This window comes from Paeniglutamicibacter gangotriensis Lz1y (genome assembly GCF_000348945.1).
In the GTDB taxonomy this organism is placed as follows: Bacteria; Actinomycetota; Actinomycetes; order Actinomycetales; family Micrococcaceae; genus Paeniglutamicibacter; species Paeniglutamicibacter gangotriensis.
The window spans coordinates 341,104-359,668 of record NZ_AOCK01000001.1 but is presented as its reverse complement, the minus strand read 5'-3'; the positions used below and the strand labels follow the sequence as shown (position 1 = coordinate 359,668).

16 protein-coding genes are annotated in these 18,565 nt (G+C 65.7%); 10 read left to right on the top strand and 6 right to left on the bottom strand.

Going from position 1 to position 18,565, the window contains the following annotated elements; genetic code table 11:
* Nucleotides 1-78 precede the first annotated feature (78 nt).
* The 5 genes from pcaH (at nt 79) to pcaC (ending at nt 4,236) form a co-directional block, all read left to right on the top strand.
* On the top strand, nt 79-828 hold the full coding sequence (pcaH, locus tag ADIAG_RS01655) for a protocatechuate 3,4-dioxygenase subunit beta (RefSeq protein WP_152426021.1): 750 nt from the start codon (nt 79-81) through the stop codon (nt 826-828).
* Nucleotides 828-1,421, top strand: a complete 594-nt coding sequence (pcaG, locus tag ADIAG_RS01650) for a protocatechuate 3,4-dioxygenase subunit alpha (protein WP_007269551.1) — start codon at nt 828-830, stop codon at nt 1,419-1,421. The genes pcaH and pcaG overlap by 1 nt, the downstream gene beginning before the upstream one ends.
* Nucleotides 1,422-1,610: 189 nt before the next feature.
* Entirely contained in the window at nt 1,611-3,020 is a 1,410-nt protein-coding gene (locus ADIAG_RS01645; RefSeq protein WP_007269550.1) for a lyase family protein, read from the top strand.
* Nucleotides 3,017-3,832, top strand: coding sequence for an alpha/beta fold hydrolase (locus tag ADIAG_RS01640; protein WP_007269549.1), 816 nt, complete (start codon nt 3,017-3,019; stop codon nt 3,830-3,832). The genes ADIAG_RS01645 and ADIAG_RS01640 overlap by 4 nt, the downstream gene beginning before the upstream one ends.
* On the top strand, nt 3,829-4,236 hold the full coding sequence (gene pcaC, locus ADIAG_RS01635) for a 4-carboxymuconolactone decarboxylase (protein WP_007269548.1): 408 nt from the start codon (nt 3,829-3,831) through the stop codon (nt 4,234-4,236). Before ADIAG_RS01640 ends, pcaC begins: the two co-directional genes overlap by 4 nt.
* Nucleotides 4,237-4,305: 69 nt before the next feature.
* Here the strand turns inward: pcaC and ADIAG_RS01630 are convergent, their stop codons facing one another.
* Nucleotides 4,306-4,713, bottom strand: a complete 408-nt coding sequence (locus tag ADIAG_RS01630; protein WP_007269547.1) for a winged helix-turn-helix transcriptional regulator — start codon at nt 4,711-4,713, stop codon at nt 4,306-4,308.
* A gap of 102 nt (nt 4,714-4,815) precedes the next feature.
* Here ADIAG_RS01630 and ADIAG_RS01625 point away from each other — a divergent pair, with 102 nt between their 5' ends.
* Together ADIAG_RS01625 and ADIAG_RS01620 are read left to right on the top strand one after the other, a co-directional pair.
* Nucleotides 4,816-5,694: an SDR family oxidoreductase gene (locus tag ADIAG_RS01625; protein WP_007269546.1), complete on the top strand. Its 879-nt coding sequence runs from the start codon at nt 4,816-4,818 to the stop codon at nt 5,692-5,694.
* Between the two features lie 217 nt (nt 5,695-5,911).
* The gene (locus ADIAG_RS01620; RefSeq protein ID WP_043472607.1) at nt 5,912-6,871 is read left to right on the top strand and encodes a D-2-hydroxyacid dehydrogenase family protein; all 960 of its coding nucleotides are present in this window, start codon (nt 5,912-5,914) and stop codon (nt 6,869-6,871) included.
* A 96-nt stretch (nt 6,872-6,967) separates the two neighbouring features.
* Here ADIAG_RS01620 and ADIAG_RS01615 read toward each other — a convergent pair whose 3' ends face one another.
* Complete coding sequence (locus ADIAG_RS01615) at nt 6,968-7,609, bottom strand: NADPH-dependent F420 reductase (RefSeq protein ID WP_043472604.1); 642 nt, start codon at nt 7,607-7,609, stop codon at nt 6,968-6,970.
* 169 nt (nt 7,610-7,778) lie between these two features.
* The gene (locus tag ADIAG_RS01610) at nt 7,779-9,239 is read right to left on the bottom strand and encodes a benzaldehyde dehydrogenase (RefSeq protein ID WP_007269543.1); all 1,461 of its coding nucleotides are present in this window, start codon (nt 9,237-9,239) and stop codon (nt 7,779-7,781) included.
* A 199-nt stretch (nt 9,240-9,438) separates the two neighbouring features.
* Between ADIAG_RS01610 and ADIAG_RS01605 the strand changes: the two genes are divergently transcribed.
* Entirely contained in the window at nt 9,439-10,356 is a 918-nt protein-coding gene (locus ADIAG_RS01605; RefSeq protein WP_007269542.1) for a LysR family transcriptional regulator, read from the top strand.
* A 137-nt stretch (nt 10,357-10,493) separates the two neighbouring features.
* Here ADIAG_RS01605 and ADIAG_RS01600 read toward each other — a convergent pair whose 3' ends face one another.
* Both ADIAG_RS01600 and ADIAG_RS19765 read right to left on the bottom strand, forming a co-directional pair.
* The gene (locus tag ADIAG_RS01600) at nt 10,494-11,720 is read right to left on the bottom strand and encodes an MFS transporter (protein ID WP_007269541.1); all 1,227 of its coding nucleotides are present in this window, start codon (nt 11,718-11,720) and stop codon (nt 10,494-10,496) included.
* 238 nt (nt 11,721-11,958) lie between these two features.
* Nucleotides 11,959-14,283: a helix-turn-helix transcriptional regulator gene (locus ADIAG_RS19765; RefSeq protein WP_007269540.1), complete on the bottom strand. Its 2,325-nt coding sequence runs from the start codon at nt 14,281-14,283 to the stop codon at nt 11,959-11,961.
* Nucleotides 14,284-14,646: 363 nt separating this feature from the next.
* On the opposite strand from ADIAG_RS19765, the gene ADIAG_RS01590 reads away from it, so the two are divergent.
* On the top strand, nt 14,647-16,155 hold the full coding sequence (locus ADIAG_RS01590; RefSeq protein ID WP_007269539.1) for a SulP family inorganic anion transporter: 1,509 nt from the start codon (nt 14,647-14,649) through the stop codon (nt 16,153-16,155).
* A 22-nt stretch (nt 16,156-16,177) separates the two neighbouring features.
* On the opposite strand, the gene ADIAG_RS01585 is transcribed toward ADIAG_RS01590, so the two are convergent.
* The gene (locus tag ADIAG_RS01585; protein ID WP_007269538.1) at nt 16,178-16,972 is read right to left on the bottom strand and encodes an SDR family oxidoreductase; all 795 of its coding nucleotides are present in this window, start codon (nt 16,970-16,972) and stop codon (nt 16,178-16,180) included.
* 211 nt (nt 16,973-17,183) lie between these two features.
* On the opposite strand from ADIAG_RS01585, the gene ADIAG_RS01580 reads away from it, so the two are divergent.
* On the top strand, nt 17,184-18,563 hold the full coding sequence (locus tag ADIAG_RS01580) for an aldehyde dehydrogenase family protein (protein ID WP_007269537.1): 1,380 nt from the start codon (nt 17,184-17,186) through the stop codon (nt 18,561-18,563).
* Nucleotides 18,564-18,565 lie beyond the last annotated feature (2 nt).

Sequence of the window (18,565 nt, the reverse complement as noted above, 5' to 3'; positions counted from 1 at the left end):
ACCGAAACCGCATCGTCGAAGACCTCCAATCAATCCCCGAGCTTGGATCCAGCAGCCACCGCCGTCTCGCAGGAATCCATGAGCGCCGAGATCAGCGATATCCAAGTCGGCTACCAAAAATCCCTGGCCGCAGGCGTCAAAGCCGAGACGCAACCGCGCCTCGATTTCGCCCCCTACCGCTCCTCGCTGCTGCGCCACCCCACCAAGAACCTGCACCACGTGGACCCGGAAACCATCGAGCTCTACTCCCCCGCCTTCGGCGAGCGCGACGTACACACCCTGGAATCCGATCTGACCATCCAGCACAATGGCGAGCCGATCGGCGAGCGCATCGTGGTGGCCGGACGCGTGCTCGACGGCGACGGACGCCCGGTGGCCGGCCAGCTCATCGAGGTGTGGCAGGCCAACGCCGCCGGACGCTACATCCACAAGCGTGACCAGCACCCAGCCCCGATCGACCCGAACTTCACCGGCGTCGGACGCGCGATCACCGGAAAGAACGGTGAATACTCCTTCACCACCATCAAGCCGGCACCGTACCCGTGGAAGAACCACCACAACGCCTGGCGCCCGGCGCATATCCACTTCTCGCTCTTCGGCACCGACTTCACTCAGCGGATGATCACCCAGATGTACTTCCCGGGCGACCCGCTGTTCTCGCTAGACCCGATCTACCAGTCGATCACCGACGCCGAGGCACGCAATCGTCTGGTGGCCACCTACGACCACTCGATCACGTCCCACGAATGGGCCACCGGTTACAACTGGGACATCGTATTGACCGGTTCAAACCGGACCTGGATGGAAGACGAAGAGGGAGATCACTAATGACTCAGGCAGCACACACCTCCGCCCCAGCCCTGAAGCTGGCTCCCACCCCGGGACAGACCATCGGCCCGTTCTACGGTTACGCCCTTCCCTATGAGAAGGACAACGAGCTGGTCAACCAGGCACGTCCCGGCTCGGTGCGCCTGCACGGAAACGTCACCGACGGTGCAGGCGCCCTAATCCCCGACGCCCTGTTAGAAATCTGGCAACCCGACGAAGAAGGCAACGTCGTCTCGAAGGACGGCTCGCTGGTGCGCGATGGTTACACCTTCACAGGGTGGGGCCGCACCGCGGTGGACAACGCCGGGCACTACACCTTCACCACCCTGAACCCCGGGGCCACAGAAGCAGGCAAGGCGCCGTTCATCATGCTCACGGTCTTTGCCCGCGGCCTGCTCAACCGCCTGTTCACGCGCATCTACCTGCCCGAGGACACCGCGGCGCTGGCCAATGATCCGCTACTTTCCTCACTGGATGCCAAGAGCCGCGCCTCGATGATCGCCACCCGCGAAGCCGACGGGTCGCTGCGCTTCGATGTTTCCCTGCAGGGCGAAGATGAGACGGTGTTCCTGGCCTACCCGCGCGAGGACTAGCCCTCTGAAGCACCACTAGATGACCCCCGCGTGCGGCGGGACTCGCCTTTTCCGCTCCCGAATTGGGATGATGGATTCGACGGCTCCTAACCCCCGCGGGGGTTTTGGGGGTTCATCCCCCGCACAGCCTTTCCCGAGCGCTTCCACGGATCCGCCGGGCCCCCACCGTCCAAGGAGATGCACCACCGAATGTACCCGGTCGATTACGGATTGTTGACCCCCGCTTGGGCCGCAACCCCTGTGGCCGAAGCAGCCAGTGATGCTGCCTTCGTCCAGGGGATGCTCGACGTCGAATCTGCCTGGGTCAAGGTCCAGGCCGACGCCGGGTTGTGCACCGCCGCCGACGCGGCAGCCGTTGCGGCCATCGCACACGTCGAGCACTATGACCTGGCCGAGCTGGCAGACCAGGGACCCGATGGCGCCAACGCGCTGATCCCGCTGCTGTCCATGATGCGCGCACGCCTCACCGCTACCGGAGCGCCCTCCACCGCCGCCACCGCCCTGCACCGCGGGGCCACCAGCCAGGACATCATCGACAGCGCGCTGATGCTCATGGCCTCCCGGGCCATCGCGCTGATTCGTACGGACCTGATTGGTGCCGCCGCGGCCCTGTCCGAGCTGGCCCACACACATCAGGGCACCGTGTGCGTCGCCCGTTCACTGACCCAGCACGCGCTTCCCACGGTCTTTGGGCTGCGAGCCGCCAACTGGCTGGCGGGGCTGGTTGCCGCCGGGCGCCGACTAGAGACAAGCGCGGCCTCGTTGCCCGTGCAATGGGGCGGAGCCGTGGGCACCCTCGCCTCGCTGCACCAACGACTGGGTACCTCGCTGCCCTACAAGTCCGACCACGGATTGGCCGAGCGTGCCGCCGAACTCACCACGGCGCTGGCCACCGAGCTGGGATTGTCCGCACCGCGCACTCCGTGGCATACCGTGCGCGAACCGGTGCTCGGGCTCGGCTCCGCACTGGGCTCGGTGGTTGCCGCTGCCGGCACCTTCGGCGCCGATGTACTCACCGCGGCCCGTCCGGAAATCGGCGAACTGTCCGAACCCCATGAGGCGGGCAAGGGCGGTTCCTCGGCGATGCCACAAAAACGCAACCCCGTGCACTCAGTATTGCTGCGCAATAGTGCACTTTCCGCCCCCGGACACCTGGCAACGCTCTACACCGCCGCCGGCACCGCGGTGGACGAGCGTCCCGACGGCGGCTGGCATTCCGAGTGGGCCGCGCTGCGCGAGCTGTTGCGGCTGGCCGGCGGAGCCGCGCACCACGCCCGTGTACTGGCCTCCGGCCTGCAGGTCCACCTCGAGGCTATGGCCCGGAACATGGCATTATCCGGGGACCTTTTGGTCTCCGAGCGCATTCTGGCCGTCGCCGCCCCGCTGGTGGATGGCGGCAAGGCAGCTGTGCAGGGCCTCGTCCTCGAATCCCTGGCCACCGGCACCCCGCTGCGCACCTTGCTGCAGGGGGTCCTGCCCTCGGATATGGACAACAAGCTGTTCCTCGATGACTTGTTGGACCCCGCCGGCTACCTCGGCTCGGCCACCGATTTCATCAACAGCATCCGCGACGACTTCAACGATTGGAACCACGCATGAGCATTCCCACATTGACCCCGTCCCTGCTCCACGGTGCAGCAGGCAAACCCACCCTCGTGCTGGGCCCCTCGCTGGGCACCGGCTCGCTGGCCCTCTGGGGACCAGCAGTGCCGTACCTGAAGGAGCACTACCAGCTCGTGGCTTGGGATCTGCCCGGCCACGACGCCTCCGCGCCCTCCACCGAAGACTTCTCCATGGCCGAACTCGCCTCCGGTGTTATCAACATGCTCCAGGCACTGGAAACCGACGGGGTCGTGCCGGCCGGGACCCCGCTGTTCTACGCGGGTGTCTCCATTGGCGGGGCCATCGCACTGCAGCTGGCCAACGACTTCCCGGGCGTCTTCGCCGGACTCTCGGTCATCTGTTCCGCTGCCAAGATCGGCTCCCCCGAGGGCTGGGCCGAGCGTGCCGAGCTCGTGGCCAAGGCCGGCACCCCGGTGGTCGTCGCCGGATCGGCCGAGCGCTGGTTCGCCCCGGGCTTCATCGAGGCCAACCCCGTGGTGTCCACCGACCTGTTGCACAACCTGCAGGACGCCGATCGGTTCTCCTACGCCCACGCCTGTGCCGCACTGGCAGGATACGACCTGCGCGAATCCCTGGCCGGCATGAACGACCCGATCCTGGCTATCGCCGGAGCCCACGACTCGGTTTGCCCGCCGACCGATGCCCAGTTCATCGCCGAGCATGCCCCGAACGCCCAGGCGGCCACCGTCTACACCGCCGCGCATTTGGCCCCGGCCGAGGACCCGGCGGCAACCGCCGCACTGTTGCTTGAATTCTTCGCTTCCGTTTCCCAGGAGAAAACCGCATGACTGACTCATCCCGCCTGCCCGGCGACACCTACGACGCGGGTCTTGAGGTCCGCAAACAGGTCCTGGGTGCCGAACACGTTGAACGCGCCACGGTGAATTCCACCAACTTCACCGACGAGTTCCAGGAAATGATCACCCGCTACGCGTGGGGCACCATCTGGACCCGCGAGGGACTGCCGCGCACCACCCGCAGCGCCATCACGCTGACCGCGTTGATCGCCGGCGGTTACTGGGAAGAGCTGGAAATGCACGTCCACGCGGCCCTGCGCAACGGGATGACTGCCGAGGAGATCAAGGAAGTCTTCCTGCAATCGGCCATCTATTGCTCGGTGCCGGCGGCCAACACCGCGTTCGGTATCGGCAAGCGGGTTCTGGCCGAATACGAAGCGCAGAACGCTAGCTAGGGCTCCTGCCACTAATCAGGCACCGGGCCCGGGACGATTCAGCCGAATTGTCCCGGGCCCGTTCTCGTCTCAGCTCGTGGCCGAAACCTTGTCTGGGCCAACGGCCGTCGAGGCGATGATGTCATCCGCGTGCTCACCGATCCAGGTGACCAGGGGCAGCAGGCGTTGCACCAATTCGGCTCCCAGTGCGGTGAGGCTGTAGTCGACGCGGGGAGGAATGATGGGTTGGGCGTCGCGATGGATGAAGCCATCGCCTTCCAGGGTCCTGAGGGTCTGGGCCAGCATCTTTTCGCTGATCCCCTCGGCCCGGCGACGCAATTCGCTCCAGCGCTGCGGCCCCGATTCCAACGACACCAGGATCAGCACGCCCCACTTGCTGGTCACGTGGTCAAGCACGGTCCTGCTAGGGCAATCGGCCTGAAGGACAAGGGTTGCCGCAGAAACTGCGGATGGGTGGAAGCCGGCGGGTGCAGTCATAAAAGCACCTTACCTTAAAGTGCGTACTCTCTTTTGGGAAGCATCATCCCGACTCCGCGGTTGTGATGGGTGACAGACATTACTTCCGCGAAAGGAAACCCCATGAAAATCCTCGTCACCGGCGCCACCGGCAGGCTCGGCCGCCTCGTAGTTGAAGCGCTCCTCGAGCGCGACATTCCCGCCGGACAGATCGTCGCAGGGGGCCGGAACCCGGAAAGATTGGCCGAACTCGCCCTGCTCGGGGTCCAGGCCCGCACCATGGACTACTCCGACCCGACGTCGCTGCGCGAGGCATTTGTCGGCGTCGAAAAGGCACTGCTGGTCTCCGGCACTGAGCCGGGCCCGCGCGTGGCCCATCACCTCGATGTCATCGATGCGGCCAAGGACGCGGGAGTCCAGCTGCTGGTCTACACCAGCATCCCCCATGCCGACACCAACACCATGGCGCTGGCCACCGACCATCAGCAGACCGAACGGGCACTTCGCAATTCAGGGATCCCCTACGCCTTGTTGCGCAACGGCTGGTACCTAGAGAACTACACCGAACAGCTTCAGGGATATCTGCGGCACGGCTCGGTCTTCGGCAGCGCGGGCGACGGCAGGCTCAACGGCGCCTCCCGGGCCGACTTGGCCCAGGCGGCCGCGGCCGTCCTTCTCGCTGACGACCAGGCGGACGCGGTGTATGAGCTAGGCGGGGAGGAATCGTTCACCCTGGGCGATCTGGCCCGCGAGGTAGGCACCGCCACGGGCCAGAAGGTGGTCTACCAGGACCTGCCGGAGGAAGACTTCTCCCACCTGCTGATCGGCGCCGGGGTCCCCGCGTACTTTGCGACGATCCTGGCCGACAGCGACAGGGGCATCGCCCGCGGTGAACTGCTTGTTGAGGGCAACGCACTGGCCAGCTTGATCGGCCGGCCGGCCACGACGCTGGGTGAGGCGGTTCGGGCCGCCGCCGATGAAATGGCCATGCAACTGGCCTGACCCCGCAGGTGGCAACCGCATCCGGATGGTCCCGGCACCACCGTGGTGCGCCACCGACGATGCTCCCGCTGGCGGGCAGGAAATGCCGTCCCCTCCGCCCGCTCAGCAACGCCTCGACCAATCCCATGACCGTTTTCTCCCGCGGTCGGTTTGACCGGCTCTCATGTGGCAGCCGGCTTTCCACCGCACGCGGCGCCGCACACCCTATGATGAAGCCATGCGCATAGCCGTCCTTGATGACTACCAAAACGTTGCCCGCACCCTGGCCGATTGGGGATCGCTGCCCGCAGAGACGGTCTTCTTCTCCGGGTTCCTCGGGCACGGAGACGATGCGGTTTGCCAGGCCTTGCAAGATTTCGACGTGGTGGTGGCGATGCGCGAACGCACCCCGTTCACCGCCGAAAGACTGCAAGCGCTCCCGAAGCTGAAACTGCTGGTCACCACCGGCATGCGCAATGCCGCCATCGACCTAGACGCTGCCAGGGATCAGGGCATCACGGTGTGTGGGACCTCTGGCAGTCTGGCCGCCACCGCCGAACACACCTGGGCATTGATCCTGGCCGCTGCCCGCCGACTGGATGTGGAGCTGCTCTCGGCATCCCGACCCCGGGCCATTGACCAGCCCTGGCAGCAAACGCTGGGCACCGGGCTGGCGGGGCACACCCTCGGGGTCTACGGATTGGGCAAGGTAGGGGCCCAGGTCGCAGGGATCGGTCGGGCCTTCGGGATGGAGGTCATCGCCCACAGCCAGAACCTGTCCGCCGCCAGGGCAGCCGAAGCCGGGGTCGAGCTGGTGGCCAAGGAAGAACTCTTTGCCCGCAGCGACGTGCTCTCCATTCATTTGAAACTCTCCGAGCGCACCACCGCGGTGGTCGGGGCCCAGGAACTCGGAGCGATGCGGTCCGGTTCGATCCTGGTCAACACCTCGCGCAGCGCCATCATCGATGAGGACGCATTGGTTGCCGCGCTGGGCTCCGGCGCCCCGTCGCTGGCGGCCCTCGACGTCTTTGATGTCGAGCCGCTGCCTGCGAACCACCACCTGTTACAAACCCCCGGGGTGATTGCCACCCCGCACCTGGGCTACGTGACCGAAGAACAGTTCAGCATCTTTTACACCGACGCGGTCCGCGACATTGCCGCGTGGGTGGCAGGAACACCGCTCAACGTCTTGAGTTGAGAGCCTACAAGAAGTAAGCAGGCTTTTCGGCTCGGCCACGACCGTTATACAGGGTCGATCAAACGCTGCGGCAATTCGCGGTCAGACTGCCAGGAACTATGGAAGCCGTGCCGCCTTAGCCAGATTCTCCCGCAGCTCTTGCACATTTTGCCGCACCACATAGGCGGGACGGTCACGTTCCACCTTCCAGCTTTCGGACAGCGGGCCGATGTTCACGGTGTCGAAGCCGAACTCGTCGTAGAACCGTGTGACCAGTTCCGTGGCGTCCTCGTGGTTGCTGGCGGTGGCCAGCGCACGACGGTTTTCGCGTCCGCTCGGCGTTCCTGCCGTGGTGATGTCTCTGGCCGGGATGTGGTTGAAGCCCTTGGCCACTTTCGATTCCTTCAGGTGTTGCTGCACCAGCCCCGAGGTGGTGGCCTCGCCGGTATCCAAGGCAGCGACATGCCCGTCGCGTTCGAAATAGTAGTTGATCGTGTCGATCACGACCTTCCCTGCCAGCTCCGCGGCGGGGAGGTCCTTGTAGTTCTTCAACGGGATGGTGACGACCGCGAAGTCGCCCGCTGCCCCTGCCTCGGCCGCGGTGGCGGCACGCGCCCGCGGTCCAAGTTCGGCCACCAGGTCCGCGAGGGTTTCCGGCCCGCGAGAGTTGCCGATGACGACGTCGTATCCCAGTTCCACGGCCTTACGGGCGATCTGGGATCCGATATGTCCTGCTCCGATGATTCCGATGGTTGTCATGCCCCCTTCAACGGTCCCGCCGGCCCTGCCATTCCCCGAAGGCAGGTTCCGCCAGGACCCGATCGAACGCGGGTGGACAATTGTCCGGCGGCCCCGAACGTGGCAAGACAGTTCGGCTGCCGCCCGATCAATCACCGGGCGGCAGCCGAACCCCATTACATGGCGTGGTCTAGAACGGGTACGGCGCGATCTCCGGGCGCATGGTCAGCCACTGGGTCTCGGTGAAGGCCTCCATATTGGCAGCCGCCCCACCGATGCGCCCGCCGTTGCCCGAGTCTTTGACCCCGCCGAACGGGGAGTTGGGCTCGTCCGAGACGGTCTGTTCATTGATATGGACCTTGCCCGAGTCGACCCGGTCGGCGATCTTCATGGCCATGCCCACGTCACCGAGGATGGACACCGAGAGCCCGTAGCTCGAGGCGTTGGCCATCTCGACGGCCTCATCGATAGTGGAGAAGCTGCGCACCGGTGCGACGGGACCGAAGATCTCTTCCTTCCAGGCATCGTGTTCCGGGTCAAGGTCCGCCAGCACCGTGGGCGGGTAGAACCAGCCCTCTCCGCGGACCCCACCGGCAGCCAGCCGCGCTCCGCCAGACACCGCGGATTGCACCATGGAGTCGATCCGTTCCAGTTGCTGCCCGTCGATGACCGGTCCAATGGCCACTGTGCCGGACTTCGGATCGCCCATCGGCAGGTTCTTTGCCTTGTCGGCCAACGCCGCCACATAGTCTTCATAGATGTCCTGGTGCACGATGTGCCTGCCGGTAGCCATGCAGATCTGCCCCTGGTGCATGAAGGATCCGAACGCGGCGGCGGACGCCGCCTTGGCAAGGTCGGCCCCGGGCAGCACGATCATGGCGCTGTTCCCTCCCAGCTCGAGGTGTGCGCGCTTGAGCAGCCGGGCGGCGCTCTGACCGATCTTGCGCCCTGCGGCGGTGGAACCGGTGAACGCGATAACCCGAACCTCGGGGGCCTCGACCACCGCGGCGCCGACCTCAGCACCGCCGGGCAACAGGTGCAGCAGGCCCTCGGGTAGACTTGCCTCCTCGAAGATTCGCATGATGGATACGCCGGCACAGACCGAGGTGCGCGGGTCCGGCTTAAGTAGCACCGCGTTGCCCAAGGCCAGTGCCGGAGCGACGGCACGGATGCCCAAGATCAGCGGGAAGTTGAACGGCGCGATCACCGAGACGACGCCCACCGGACGGCGCCGGGCAAAGGACCAGCGGTCATGGTTGGTGGTCAGCACGTCTCCGGCGGGCAGCGACGGGAGCGCGGAGGCCTCGTAGCATTCGTTGGCCGCCGTGTGCGTTTCCAACTCCGCCTTGGCGGGAATGCCGCCGGACTCGCGCACCAACCAGTCGTTGATCTCTTCGGCGTGCTCTTCCCAGAGCAGGCCAGCCTTGCGCAGCACGGCAGCCCGTTCCTCGGGCTTCTTCGCCGCCCAGTCGACCTGAGCCTTGGCCGCTGCGCTGGAGGCCCGCAGCACGTCTTCGGCCGATGCCACTCCGAGGGCACCGATCACCTTCCCGGTGGCCGGTTCCACGATATCCTGGGTGCCGGCGCTGCCTGCAACCCAGCCGTTGATGTTGATCTTCGAGTTCCAGAGTGATTCTTCAAGCAGTGGCACTTTGTGGTTCCTTTTCTGGTGGGCATGGATGCGGCGTTCCGGCGCGGGCCGGCGGGGCGTGGAATCATCACGTGCGGCGCTTCCCCTTGCCGTCCGCCCCGCGTGTGACCCGCCCCACCCCCAGGCTATGCCAGGGCCGCGCATCGGTCCAACGATTCCACGCGCAATCGATCATCGATCACTTCGATAGAGTGGGCGCATGAGCATGGACCTGAATCTCTTGCGCACCTTCCTGGAAATCTACGAGGCCCGAAGCGTCACCCGAGCGGCACAGGAACTCTCGCTGACCCAGCCGACGGTCTCGCACACGCTGGCCAGGCTCCGGACCCAATTGGGCGACCCTCTCTTTGTCCGCGGCCCCGGCGGACTCGAACCCACTGCCCGCGCCAACGAACTCTTCCAGGTCTTTCGCACCGCGGTGGACAACATCGATGCGGCCGTTGACTCGAACGCCGCCTTCGATCCGGCCACCACGCGGCGCACCTTCCGCATCTGCCTCTCGGACATCGGCGAGGTCATCTTCCTGCCGCCGATCATGGCCCGCCTGACCGCGCTGGCACCGGCCGCCAACCTCGAATCGGTGCCCATGACTGTCGGGCATATCCCGCACTGGCTGGCCCACGGCCACGTCGACGCCGCGCTGACCTCGCTGGTGCTCGGCGGCGGCGCGCGGCGCGAGGCAGTGACCAAGGACAGGTACGTTTGCCTGCTGCCGCGCGCCATGGCACCGAAACAGGGCAAGCTCACGCACAAGCAATTCGACGCACTGGGGTTCGTGACCATCGACCCCACTGCCGGGCACGGCCAGATCGAGGAGCGGCTGGGCGAATCGGGGATCTCGCTGCGCACGGCACTGCGTGTGCACCACTTCTCCGTGCTGCCCTCGGTGCAGCTGGAATCCTCGCTGGCCTCCGTGGTCCCGCTGGAGATCGCCGAGCGCTTTTGCCGGCAGTGGCCCCTGGTCCACCGCGAGCTTCCGGTGGACAGTCCCGCTTTCTCCGTCGACCTCTACACCGATCACAAGATCGCCGCGAGCGGGCCGGTGCTCTGGTTCCGCGAGCTGGTGCGCGAGGCACTGCGCGAGATGCCTTCGGCGCTGGGTCCGGCGCTGCACTGAGCCTTTGCCGCTTCCCGGGCACGAAAAAGGGGCGCAGTCCCCGGGATATTCGCACCAGCGAATCCCCGGGGAAACACGCCCCCTGGTGACTATCGGGATCGCATCCCAGGCCGCGGATCCCGCCCGGGAAAACGCGCCTACGCCTCCTGGGTTTCAAGCACCGGCTCGTCGACGTCCTTCTGCGCTGCCGGTTTGGGGATGATGGCCACGGCGAGCATGCCCAGCAACGCCGCCCCGGCGAAGAGGTAGAAGCCCCACGGGTAGGCGTGGCCGCTGGCCACCAACAGGCCGGTCAGGCCCGGGCCGGCAATGGCTCCCAGCCGTCCCACGCCCGCCACCATGCCCATGCCGGTGCCCACCACATGCTTGGGGTAGATGTAGCCGACGAATCCGTAGACCAGCACCTGCGCACAGAAGACGAAGAAGCCGGTCACCAGGACCACGCCGTTGAGCAGCAACTGGCTTTCCATCCGGATGCTCAGCAGCGCCAGCAGCACCGCGGCGGAGGTGAACCAGAACATCGTGGTGCCCTTGACGCCGCGCTTGTCCGCGATGCGTCCTCCGAGCAGCAACCCGGCGATCGCGCCGACGTTGAGGATCAGCAGCAGCACCAGGGAATCCGCGACGTTGTATCCGGCGCCGCGCATCAGCTGCGGCAGCCAGGTGTTCAGCCCGTAGACCAGCAGCAGGCCCATGAAGGCCGCTACCCAGAGGCCGATGGTCGAGCGGGCAAGCCCTCCGGTGAACAGCGTCGCCATGCTGGATTTTGGTGCCTTGGTGCCAATGTCCTTGAGGCCCACGGCATGGGTCTCGGGCAGCTTGGCCCACATGAACGGGAGCACCACCAGGCCCAGCGCGCCGCCGATGTAAAAGAGCAGGTGCCAGTCGGCGTGGGCCAGGATCGCGAAGAGCGAGGCGGCCACGGCGCCGACGTGGTAGCCGGTCATCGTGATGGTCGCGGAGTGCGCACGGGCGTTGGAGGCCGCGGCTTCCTGCATCATGGTGATGGCCACGGGCATGCATGCCCCCATGCCCAGACCCGCAATCATGCGCACGGTCGCCAGCAGGGCGATGGTGGGCATCAGAGGGAAGAGGATTGTGAAGACCGAGAAGACCAGCACGCAGATCATCAAGGGGACGCGGCGGCCGAAGCGGTCGGAGATCGGGCCGATCAGCACGGCGCCGGCACCGACGCCAACCAGTGAAATCGTGGCGATGAAGGTCGCATCAAGCGCCGTGATGCCGGCGTACGAGGTATCGATCAGCTGCGGAATCGAAGCGGAGAGGGCGACGATGTCGAAGCCCTCGAAGACGACCGTCAGCCAGCACAGGGCAACGATCCATTTATTGCGGGTGGATTTCATGGAGTGTGTGGAACCTTAGGTCAAGACGTTAGGGAACCAAGAGATCTATGGCACCCATCACCACCCAGTGTGCCTAAGCCCGCATTATCTTGTCCAATAGATGCGGCGTGCACCACACATAGAAAAAATCTATACATACATCGCAACCTCGTACCCATGTGCTCCGGCGCATCCGACTTCGCTCCGGGCGGACCCCGGGGCACCCTTGCATCGGGCTGCGGCAGGAGTGCGGGAGGCCCTAGATTCCCCGCTCCCGCGCATGCTCCAGCGCCTGCGCCACATCCGTGGCCCCAAGCTTCCGGTAGAGGCTGCGGATCTGGGTCTTGACGGTGTTTTCCGACCTGAATCCGGCTTCAGCGATTTCCCGCCGGCTCATGCCCATCCGCAATTGCCGCAGGACCTCTTGCTCCCGCGGCGTCAGCACCGGGCGGCGAGTTCCGGTGCCCCGAACAGGTGCCGCAACCATTTCAAGCCTGTCGAGCTCTTCCGGCTCCAACTGCAGCCCGCCGGCGACATCGGCCCAACCCGGGATCATGCGCAACAGGGCAATCTCCACGAGGTTCATCCGCTGCCCACGTTGCTCTTTGAGTTGCTGCAGCACCAGCACCCTGGGCGGACCGGGATTCCGCGCCGCAACGTCCAGGAACAGCGCAAACCCCTCCCAGCGCCGCGTCGCGGGTGCTTTCTGCTGCCCGCGCAACATCGTGAGCGCCTTGTCGGGTTCCCCTCCCACCAGGTGTCCGAACGCCACCAGCGCCGGATGCACCCGTGCACCCGCGTGCCTCGACGGGCAACCACCCGCCTCGATGATTTCTGCCAGCAGCAGCGCCTCGTCGAGCAAACGGTCCGCCAACGGTGCGGCACAGGCGTAGCGGCGCTCGGTGCGCCACGCATCGATGAGCCTGCGCGCCGACTCCGGGCTGGCGCCTTGAAGGGACTGCATGACCAGCAAATAGGCATGCACGGACCAGAATTCGTCGTTGCCGGGGGTTTGGGGAAGCCCGTCCAGCTCCCGCGCAGCCTCGCCGAAACGCAGGTCGGCCACATCCAGGAAGGCGCGTGCCAGCGTGGCCGTGTGCGCGATCATCTTCCTGCCCCACCCGACCTGGGCAATCGCGGCTTCGTGTTCCGCAAGCCATCTCCGCGCCGAGTCGCCATTTCCTTCCAGTGCGTGGAACAACGCCAGCTTCCCGGCAACATCGGCCACCAGGAAGGCCTTGCCCGAGGCTTGCGCCAGGCGGAAGCCCGTCTCGTAGGCCCTCACCGCCTCGGCATCGCACCCGGCCAGGTGCAGTGTCAGGCCGGAGTGGAACTCGACGAGCGCCGCCAAGGACGGGTTCAGCCGCTGGGTGTCGAGTCCCCGGGACAGCGCTTCGCGCAGCCGCTGGGCGGCGCCACCTGCCTCCTCATACAATCCCGCCAAGCGCAGGTGCGATATCTCCAGCATGCCGATGGTCAGGGCCCGGGCGTTTGGAGTGCGGTAGAGCCGCTCGGTGTCCTCGCGCAAGCGCTGGGCGGTGCTGTCGGTGGAGTAATCGGGCGCCAGGGACGGAAGGTGCAGGACCATCCCGTCCTTGCCGGCGGATCCGAGGATCCTCAGTCCCACCCGCATGTAGTGCGTTTGCCCGGAGACAAAGCGCGGCACCTTGGCGGCCACCGCAGCCAGGTGCTTGGGGTTGGCCATGAACATGTCGACCCACTTTTCCAGCAGCAGGTTCAGGATTGCCGGCCACCGGCGCCCGTCCACGGCAGCCTTCAGCGCGGGACCCACCCCGCTGGTCTCCGCCATCGCATCGACGGCGCCTTGTTCCAAGGCGCCAATGCGTTCACGGCCAAGCAACCCGACACGTTCCATGAGCACCTGCCGCACCAGCGCCGGCATCATCCACCCGCCGCTTCCATCGGCCTGCACAAGCCCGGCCCGGGACAGGTCCTCCATCACATGCACCTCCGGTGAGACCTGCCCGAAGAAAGCCTCAACCGTTTGCGCATCGAGCTGGGGGAGGAACGCCGCCTCTGAGAGTTCCCCGCGGGGATCGTGGTGGCGCAACCACGGCGCCAGGCCGGTGCGGATCAGGTGCTGGGCCCGGGCGTGGCCCCCCGGCTCCGCGGCAAGGACCCGGGCCGCGCCGAGCCACCCGCCGCACAGTTCATGGATGGCACGGGCCTGATCCGGGTCGATCGGCCGGCCGGGTTCCGCCAGCTGCGCGATTTCCCGGGCGTCCAGCAGCAGGTCATGCTGCTCGGCAAGCACGAACGGGGCAACCGAGGCAAGATCCCACAGCGGGGCGGAGGGCGGCAGGATGACGGCCGCATGCAGATCCGCCTCCCGGTGCATCCGCATGGCCAAGGTTTCGAGTTCAGCCACCTCGTCGAGGTGGTTTCCGGACCAGTCATGGACCTCACCGCGACGTCCACCAACCCAGGAACGTGCAAATAAGCGCCGGCCGGTGCCTGCCGCCGCCCTGATCAACAGGAGCCGGGACCCGTCCTGTTCCCACGCGGCGAAACGCGCCAACGCAGGATGGGCATTCTGCGTTGGCGATGCGACGCCCTGGCCCATGGTTTCCTTTCATGGCTTCCCGTGGAGCGAAGCCCTGCTGACAAGGCGCTACCGCCAGTCAACAAGCAGGAAACGTGCTGACCCGGGCACCTCATTGGAATATCAAATTCCAATTCTAGATTATTTTTCCGTGAAGCCCGGGAGGCCGCTGCCAAGTCTCGCCCCGTCCCATGCGGACCGGGCGAAACCGGAAAATGTTGCGTCCTTGGACACTGTTCGCATCGGGTATCGGGTCGCTGATTTAGTATTGGTCCTGTCTCCCCCTCGCAGTGCGCGCTCATCCCGCTCTTGGTGGCGCTTCGCGCGAACCATGGCAGGCACGATACCTGTGCGTCTTCGCTGCTACCTTGAACGGAACCACCCATGCCTTCCCTGCCCGCCACCCCGGCCATTGCGCCGACGCCCCTGGAACGACAGTCGGTGTTGCGCGCCCTGCGCTCCCCCAAGCTGCTGGGCGTCGAGATCCTCGGCGCGCTGGTGGTGGCCCTCGCGCTGATCCCCGAGGCCATTGCGTTCTCCATCATCGCCGGGGTCGACCCGCGCGTGGGCCTGTTCTCCGCCTTCACCATGGCGGTGAGCATTGCGTTTGTCGGCGGACGCCCCGCGATGATTTCGGCTGCCACGGGCGCCGTGGCCCTGGTGATCGCCCCCTTGGTGGCAAGCCATGGCGTGCATTACCTGGTCGCGGCGATCCTTCTAGCGGGCGTCTTCCAGGTGCTGCTGGCGGTGCTGGGCGTGGCCAAGCTGATGCGCTTCATCCCCCGCCAGGTCATGGTCGGGTTCGTGAATGCGCTGGCGATCCTGGTGTGCATTGCCCAGCTGCCCGAGCTCATGAACGTGCCTTGGCTGGCATACCCGCTGCTGGGACTGGCCCTGTTGATCGTCTTCGGGCTGCCGCGGATCACCACGGTGGTGCCCGCCCCGCTGGTCGCGATCGTGGTGCTCACACTGGTCACGGTCCTCGCGTCCATCGCGGTGCCGACCGTGGGCGACAAGGGCGAACTGCCCTCGAGCCTGCCCGAGCTCTTCTTCCCGCAGATCCCGCCGGATTTCGAGACCTTCAAGATCATTGCTCCCTACGCATTGGCTGTCGCCTTCGTCGGGCTGCTCGAATCCCTGATGACTGCCAAGCTGGTCGACGACATCACCGACACCCGTTCCAACAAGACCCGCGAGGCGTGGGGCCAAGGCGTGGCAAACATGGTCACCGGCTTTTTCGGCGGCATGGGCGGGTGCGCGATGATCGGCCAGACGATGATCAACGTGAAAGCCTCCGGGGCCCGCACCCGGATCTCCACGTTCCTGGCCGGCGCCTTCCTGCTGCTGCTGGTGGTGGTGTTCGGCGACGTGGTCGCGCTGATCCCCATGGTGGCGCTGGTGGCGGTGATGGTCTTCGTGTCGTGGGCGACGTTCGACTGGCATTCCATCCGTCCCTCCACACTGCGACGGATGCCCAAGAGCGAAACCGCGGTCATGCTCATCACGGTGCTGGCCACGGTCTTCTCCCACAACCTTGCCGTTGGCGTGGGTGCCGGGGTGCTGGCCGCGATGGTGCTTTTCGCACGCCGCGTGGCGCACTTCGTCACGGTCACACGCACGCTGGATGCCACCGGAGAAACCGCTACTTATACAGTCAACGGTGAGCTCTTCTTTGCCTCGTCCAATGACCTCTACACCCAGTTCCAATACGCCCTGGACCCGGGCCACATCATCATCGACATGCACGCATCGCACCTATGGGACGTCTCCACCCTGGCGGCGCTGGAGGCCATCACCGCGAAGTACGAGGCCGGGGGTAAAAACGTGCAGATCACCGGTCTGAACGAGGCAAGCGCGGCCATGCACCAACGCATGGCCGGGCATCTGGGCTAGGCCCGAGCCGCTTCCTGCCTAGCTAGGCTGAGACCACGTTGCTGGTGCGGTACGCGGTCAGCCCGCCGTCCACTCGCACGTCTGTTCCATTGACCCAGCGAGACTGCTCTGAGAGCAAGAATACGACGACGTCGGCGATGTCCTCCGGTTCACCGAAACGGCCGAGCAAGGCAGCTGCGCCCTCGACCTTCGCCGCACCGTGATCGGCTTTGAAATCGTTGAGGATCGGAGTCTGCACCGGGCCTGGGCTCACCGAATTTACCCGAATCCCGGCGCGCAGGTTCTCCGCCGCCAGCTCGCCTGTCAGCAGCATCACGCACTGTTTAGAGAAAAGGTAAGACTCTCCCGAGGCCTCGATGGATGCGGCCACGGCGGCCAGCGCTGTCTCTCGATCCGCGGCCAGCGCAAACGCACCGAGTTCCGCGGCCTGCCCGTGCCAATCCCAGGCAACCGAGGAGGCCAAGTTCACAACGGCGGAGCCCCTCTCCAAGCGCGGCACAAGCGCACGCGTCAGATCGCGCACACCAAAGACGTTGACGTTCAGCACAGTGCGCCATGGTGCAGTTCCTGGTACTCCGGCAATGTTGGCCAGGCCCGCAATACCAGCGGGGGCCAGCGCGCCGATTGCCTCGGCAGCCTGGGCGACGCCCATGGCCGTGCCAAGGTCTCCCTGTACAAACTCGCCATCAAAAGAATCTGGGATGGACCTGTCGACACCGATCACGGAGGTTCCCTGGGCGCGTAGTAGTGCCACGGTGGCAGCTCCGATTCCGGAGGCCGCACCTGTGACAACGACGGGTAGGTTGGGCTGGTTCATGGTGTGTCCCTCGGCAAGCTTGAATAAGAGTTATTGGTTCGGCACTGGCAGACAGCAAACCGCGCTGCCCGCCAGATTCTAGTCTGGTGACTACCCGGTCGGCGGAACCAGATGGCTTTCATCCAATGGAAACATTATTGGGTCCAGTCGCTGGTTCGGGAATGCTTGGATTCGCATCACCTGTGAATTCGCTTTTTGAAAGGCCAGCCCGATGACCACACCAACCTACGACGTTTTCGATCCCGCGACCCTCGAACTTGTCGGTTCGGCGCCTCAGCACACCGAAGCTGACGTGGTGAGGGCCATCGCCTCCGCCACCGAGGCCGCACGGGCCTGGAGCGCGGACCGCGCCGCACGTAACGAGAACCTCAAGCAAGCTGCCGGGCTCATCCGTGCCCGCGCCACCGAACTGGGAACCTTGCTCAGCCGCGAACAGGGCAAGCCTCTGCGCGAGGCCAGGGCAGAGTTCCTGGTTGCGGCCGACCTCTTCGACTACTACGCGACTCTGGCCTGGGATGAGACGGAGTTGCTGCCCGAGCGCGCCGGACGGCACCTGCAGGTGCACCACCGGCCCGTGGGCCTGGTCGGCACCATCACTCCATGGAACTTCCCCGTCTCCCTGCTCGCGGTGAAGTTGGCCCCGGCGCTGGCCGCCGGCTGCACCGTGATCACCAAGCCCTCCCCCAGCACCCCGCTGTCCACCATCGCGCTCATCGGGTTACTCAATGAGGTGCTACCACCGCATGTGGCACAGGTCCGCACTAGCTCGCGGCGCACCGTCAACGTCGCGCTGAGCTCGCTTCCCGGGGTCCGCAAGATCTCCTTCACCGGCTCCACCGATGTCGGCATCTCCGTGGCAACCCAGGCACTGCAGGGCGTCAAGCGAGTCACCCTAGAACTGGGCGGCAATGACCCGGCGATCGTCCTGCCCGACGCGGATATCCGCACCACCGCCCGTGGCATCGTGGCCAGCGCTTTCCGCAACGCCGGTCAGGTTTGCATGGCAGTCAAACGCGTTTATGTCCCGCAGGCATTGGCTTCCGAACTCACCGAGGCAATTAGTGCAGAAGCCGCCACCCACGTTCTGGGACACGGGATTGACGAATCCACCACCATGGGACCGATGCACAATGCGGCCCAGCTGGAGACCGTGCGCTCCATGATCACCCAGGCCACCGGCGCCGGCGCCAGGATCGCGCACGGCAACGACCGCGGCACCGAGCTTCCCGGCCATTTCCTAGCGCCCACCGTCATCGCCGACGCCAGCGACGGCATGACCCTGGTCGACGAGGAGCAGTTCGGCAACGCTCTGCCGATCGTTTCCTACAACGACGAGCATGCCCTGATCGAAATGCTCAACGGGCAGGAATTCGGGCTCGGAGCGTCGCTCTGGACCCCGGATGAGGACCGCGCCTACACACTGGCCTCCACCTTGGAAGTCGGCACCGTGTGGGTCAACCAGCACACCGTGGTGGAGCTCGACGCTCCCTTCGGCGGATGGAAGGCTTCCGGGGTGGGCCGCGAACGAGGCCGCTACGGCCTGGACGAATACCTCGAAACCCGCACCATCAATGCCCGCACCCATGCGTAGCA

What these genes read in the sequence shown, in the direction of transcription:
- pcaC (WP_007269548.1), top strand. Translation starts at nt 3,829, where the DNA reads ATGACTGACTCATCCCGCCTGCCCGGCGACACCTACGACGCGGGTCTT.
- ADIAG_RS19765 (WP_007269540.1), bottom strand. Translation starts at nt 14,283, where the DNA reads ATGGGCCAGGGCGTCGCATCGCCAACGCAGAATGCCCATCCTGCGTTG.
- ADIAG_RS01585 (WP_007269538.1), bottom strand. Translation starts at nt 16,972, where the DNA reads ATGAACCAGCCCAACCTACCCGTCGTTGTCACAGGTGCGGCCTCCGGA.
- ADIAG_RS01615 (WP_043472604.1), bottom strand. Translation starts at nt 7,609, where the DNA reads ATGACAACCATCGGAATCATCGGAGCAGGACATATCGGATCCCAGATC.
- ADIAG_RS01630 (WP_007269547.1), bottom strand. Translation starts at nt 4,713, where the DNA reads ATGACTGCACCCGCCGGCTTCCACCCATCCGCAGTTTCTGCGGCAACC.
- pcaG (WP_007269551.1), top strand. Translation starts at nt 828, where the DNA reads ATGACTCAGGCAGCACACACCTCCGCCCCAGCCCTGAAGCTGGCTCCC.
- ADIAG_RS01590 (WP_007269539.1), top strand. Translation starts at nt 14,647, where the DNA reads ATGCCTTCCCTGCCCGCCACCCCGGCCATTGCGCCGACGCCCCTGGAA.
- ADIAG_RS01580 (WP_007269537.1), top strand. Translation starts at nt 17,184, where the DNA reads ATGACCACACCAACCTACGACGTTTTCGATCCCGCGACCCTCGAACTT.
- ADIAG_RS01600 (WP_007269541.1), bottom strand. Translation starts at nt 11,720, where the DNA reads ATGAAATCCACCCGCAATAAATGGATCGTTGCCCTGTGCTGGCTGACG.
- ADIAG_RS01645 (WP_007269550.1), top strand. Translation starts at nt 1,611, where the DNA reads ATGTACCCGGTCGATTACGGATTGTTGACCCCCGCTTGGGCCGCAACC.
- ADIAG_RS01625 (WP_007269546.1), top strand. Translation starts at nt 4,816, where the DNA reads ATGAAAATCCTCGTCACCGGCGCCACCGGCAGGCTCGGCCGCCTCGTA.
- pcaH (WP_152426021.1), top strand. Translation starts at nt 79, where the DNA reads ATGAGCGCCGAGATCAGCGATATCCAAGTCGGCTACCAAAAATCCCTG.
- ADIAG_RS01605 (WP_007269542.1), top strand. Translation starts at nt 9,439, where the DNA reads ATGAGCATGGACCTGAATCTCTTGCGCACCTTCCTGGAAATCTACGAG.
- ADIAG_RS01640 (WP_007269549.1), top strand. Translation starts at nt 3,017, where the DNA reads ATGAGCATTCCCACATTGACCCCGTCCCTGCTCCACGGTGCAGCAGGC.
- ADIAG_RS01620 (WP_043472607.1), top strand. Translation starts at nt 5,912, where the DNA reads ATGCGCATAGCCGTCCTTGATGACTACCAAAACGTTGCCCGCACCCTG.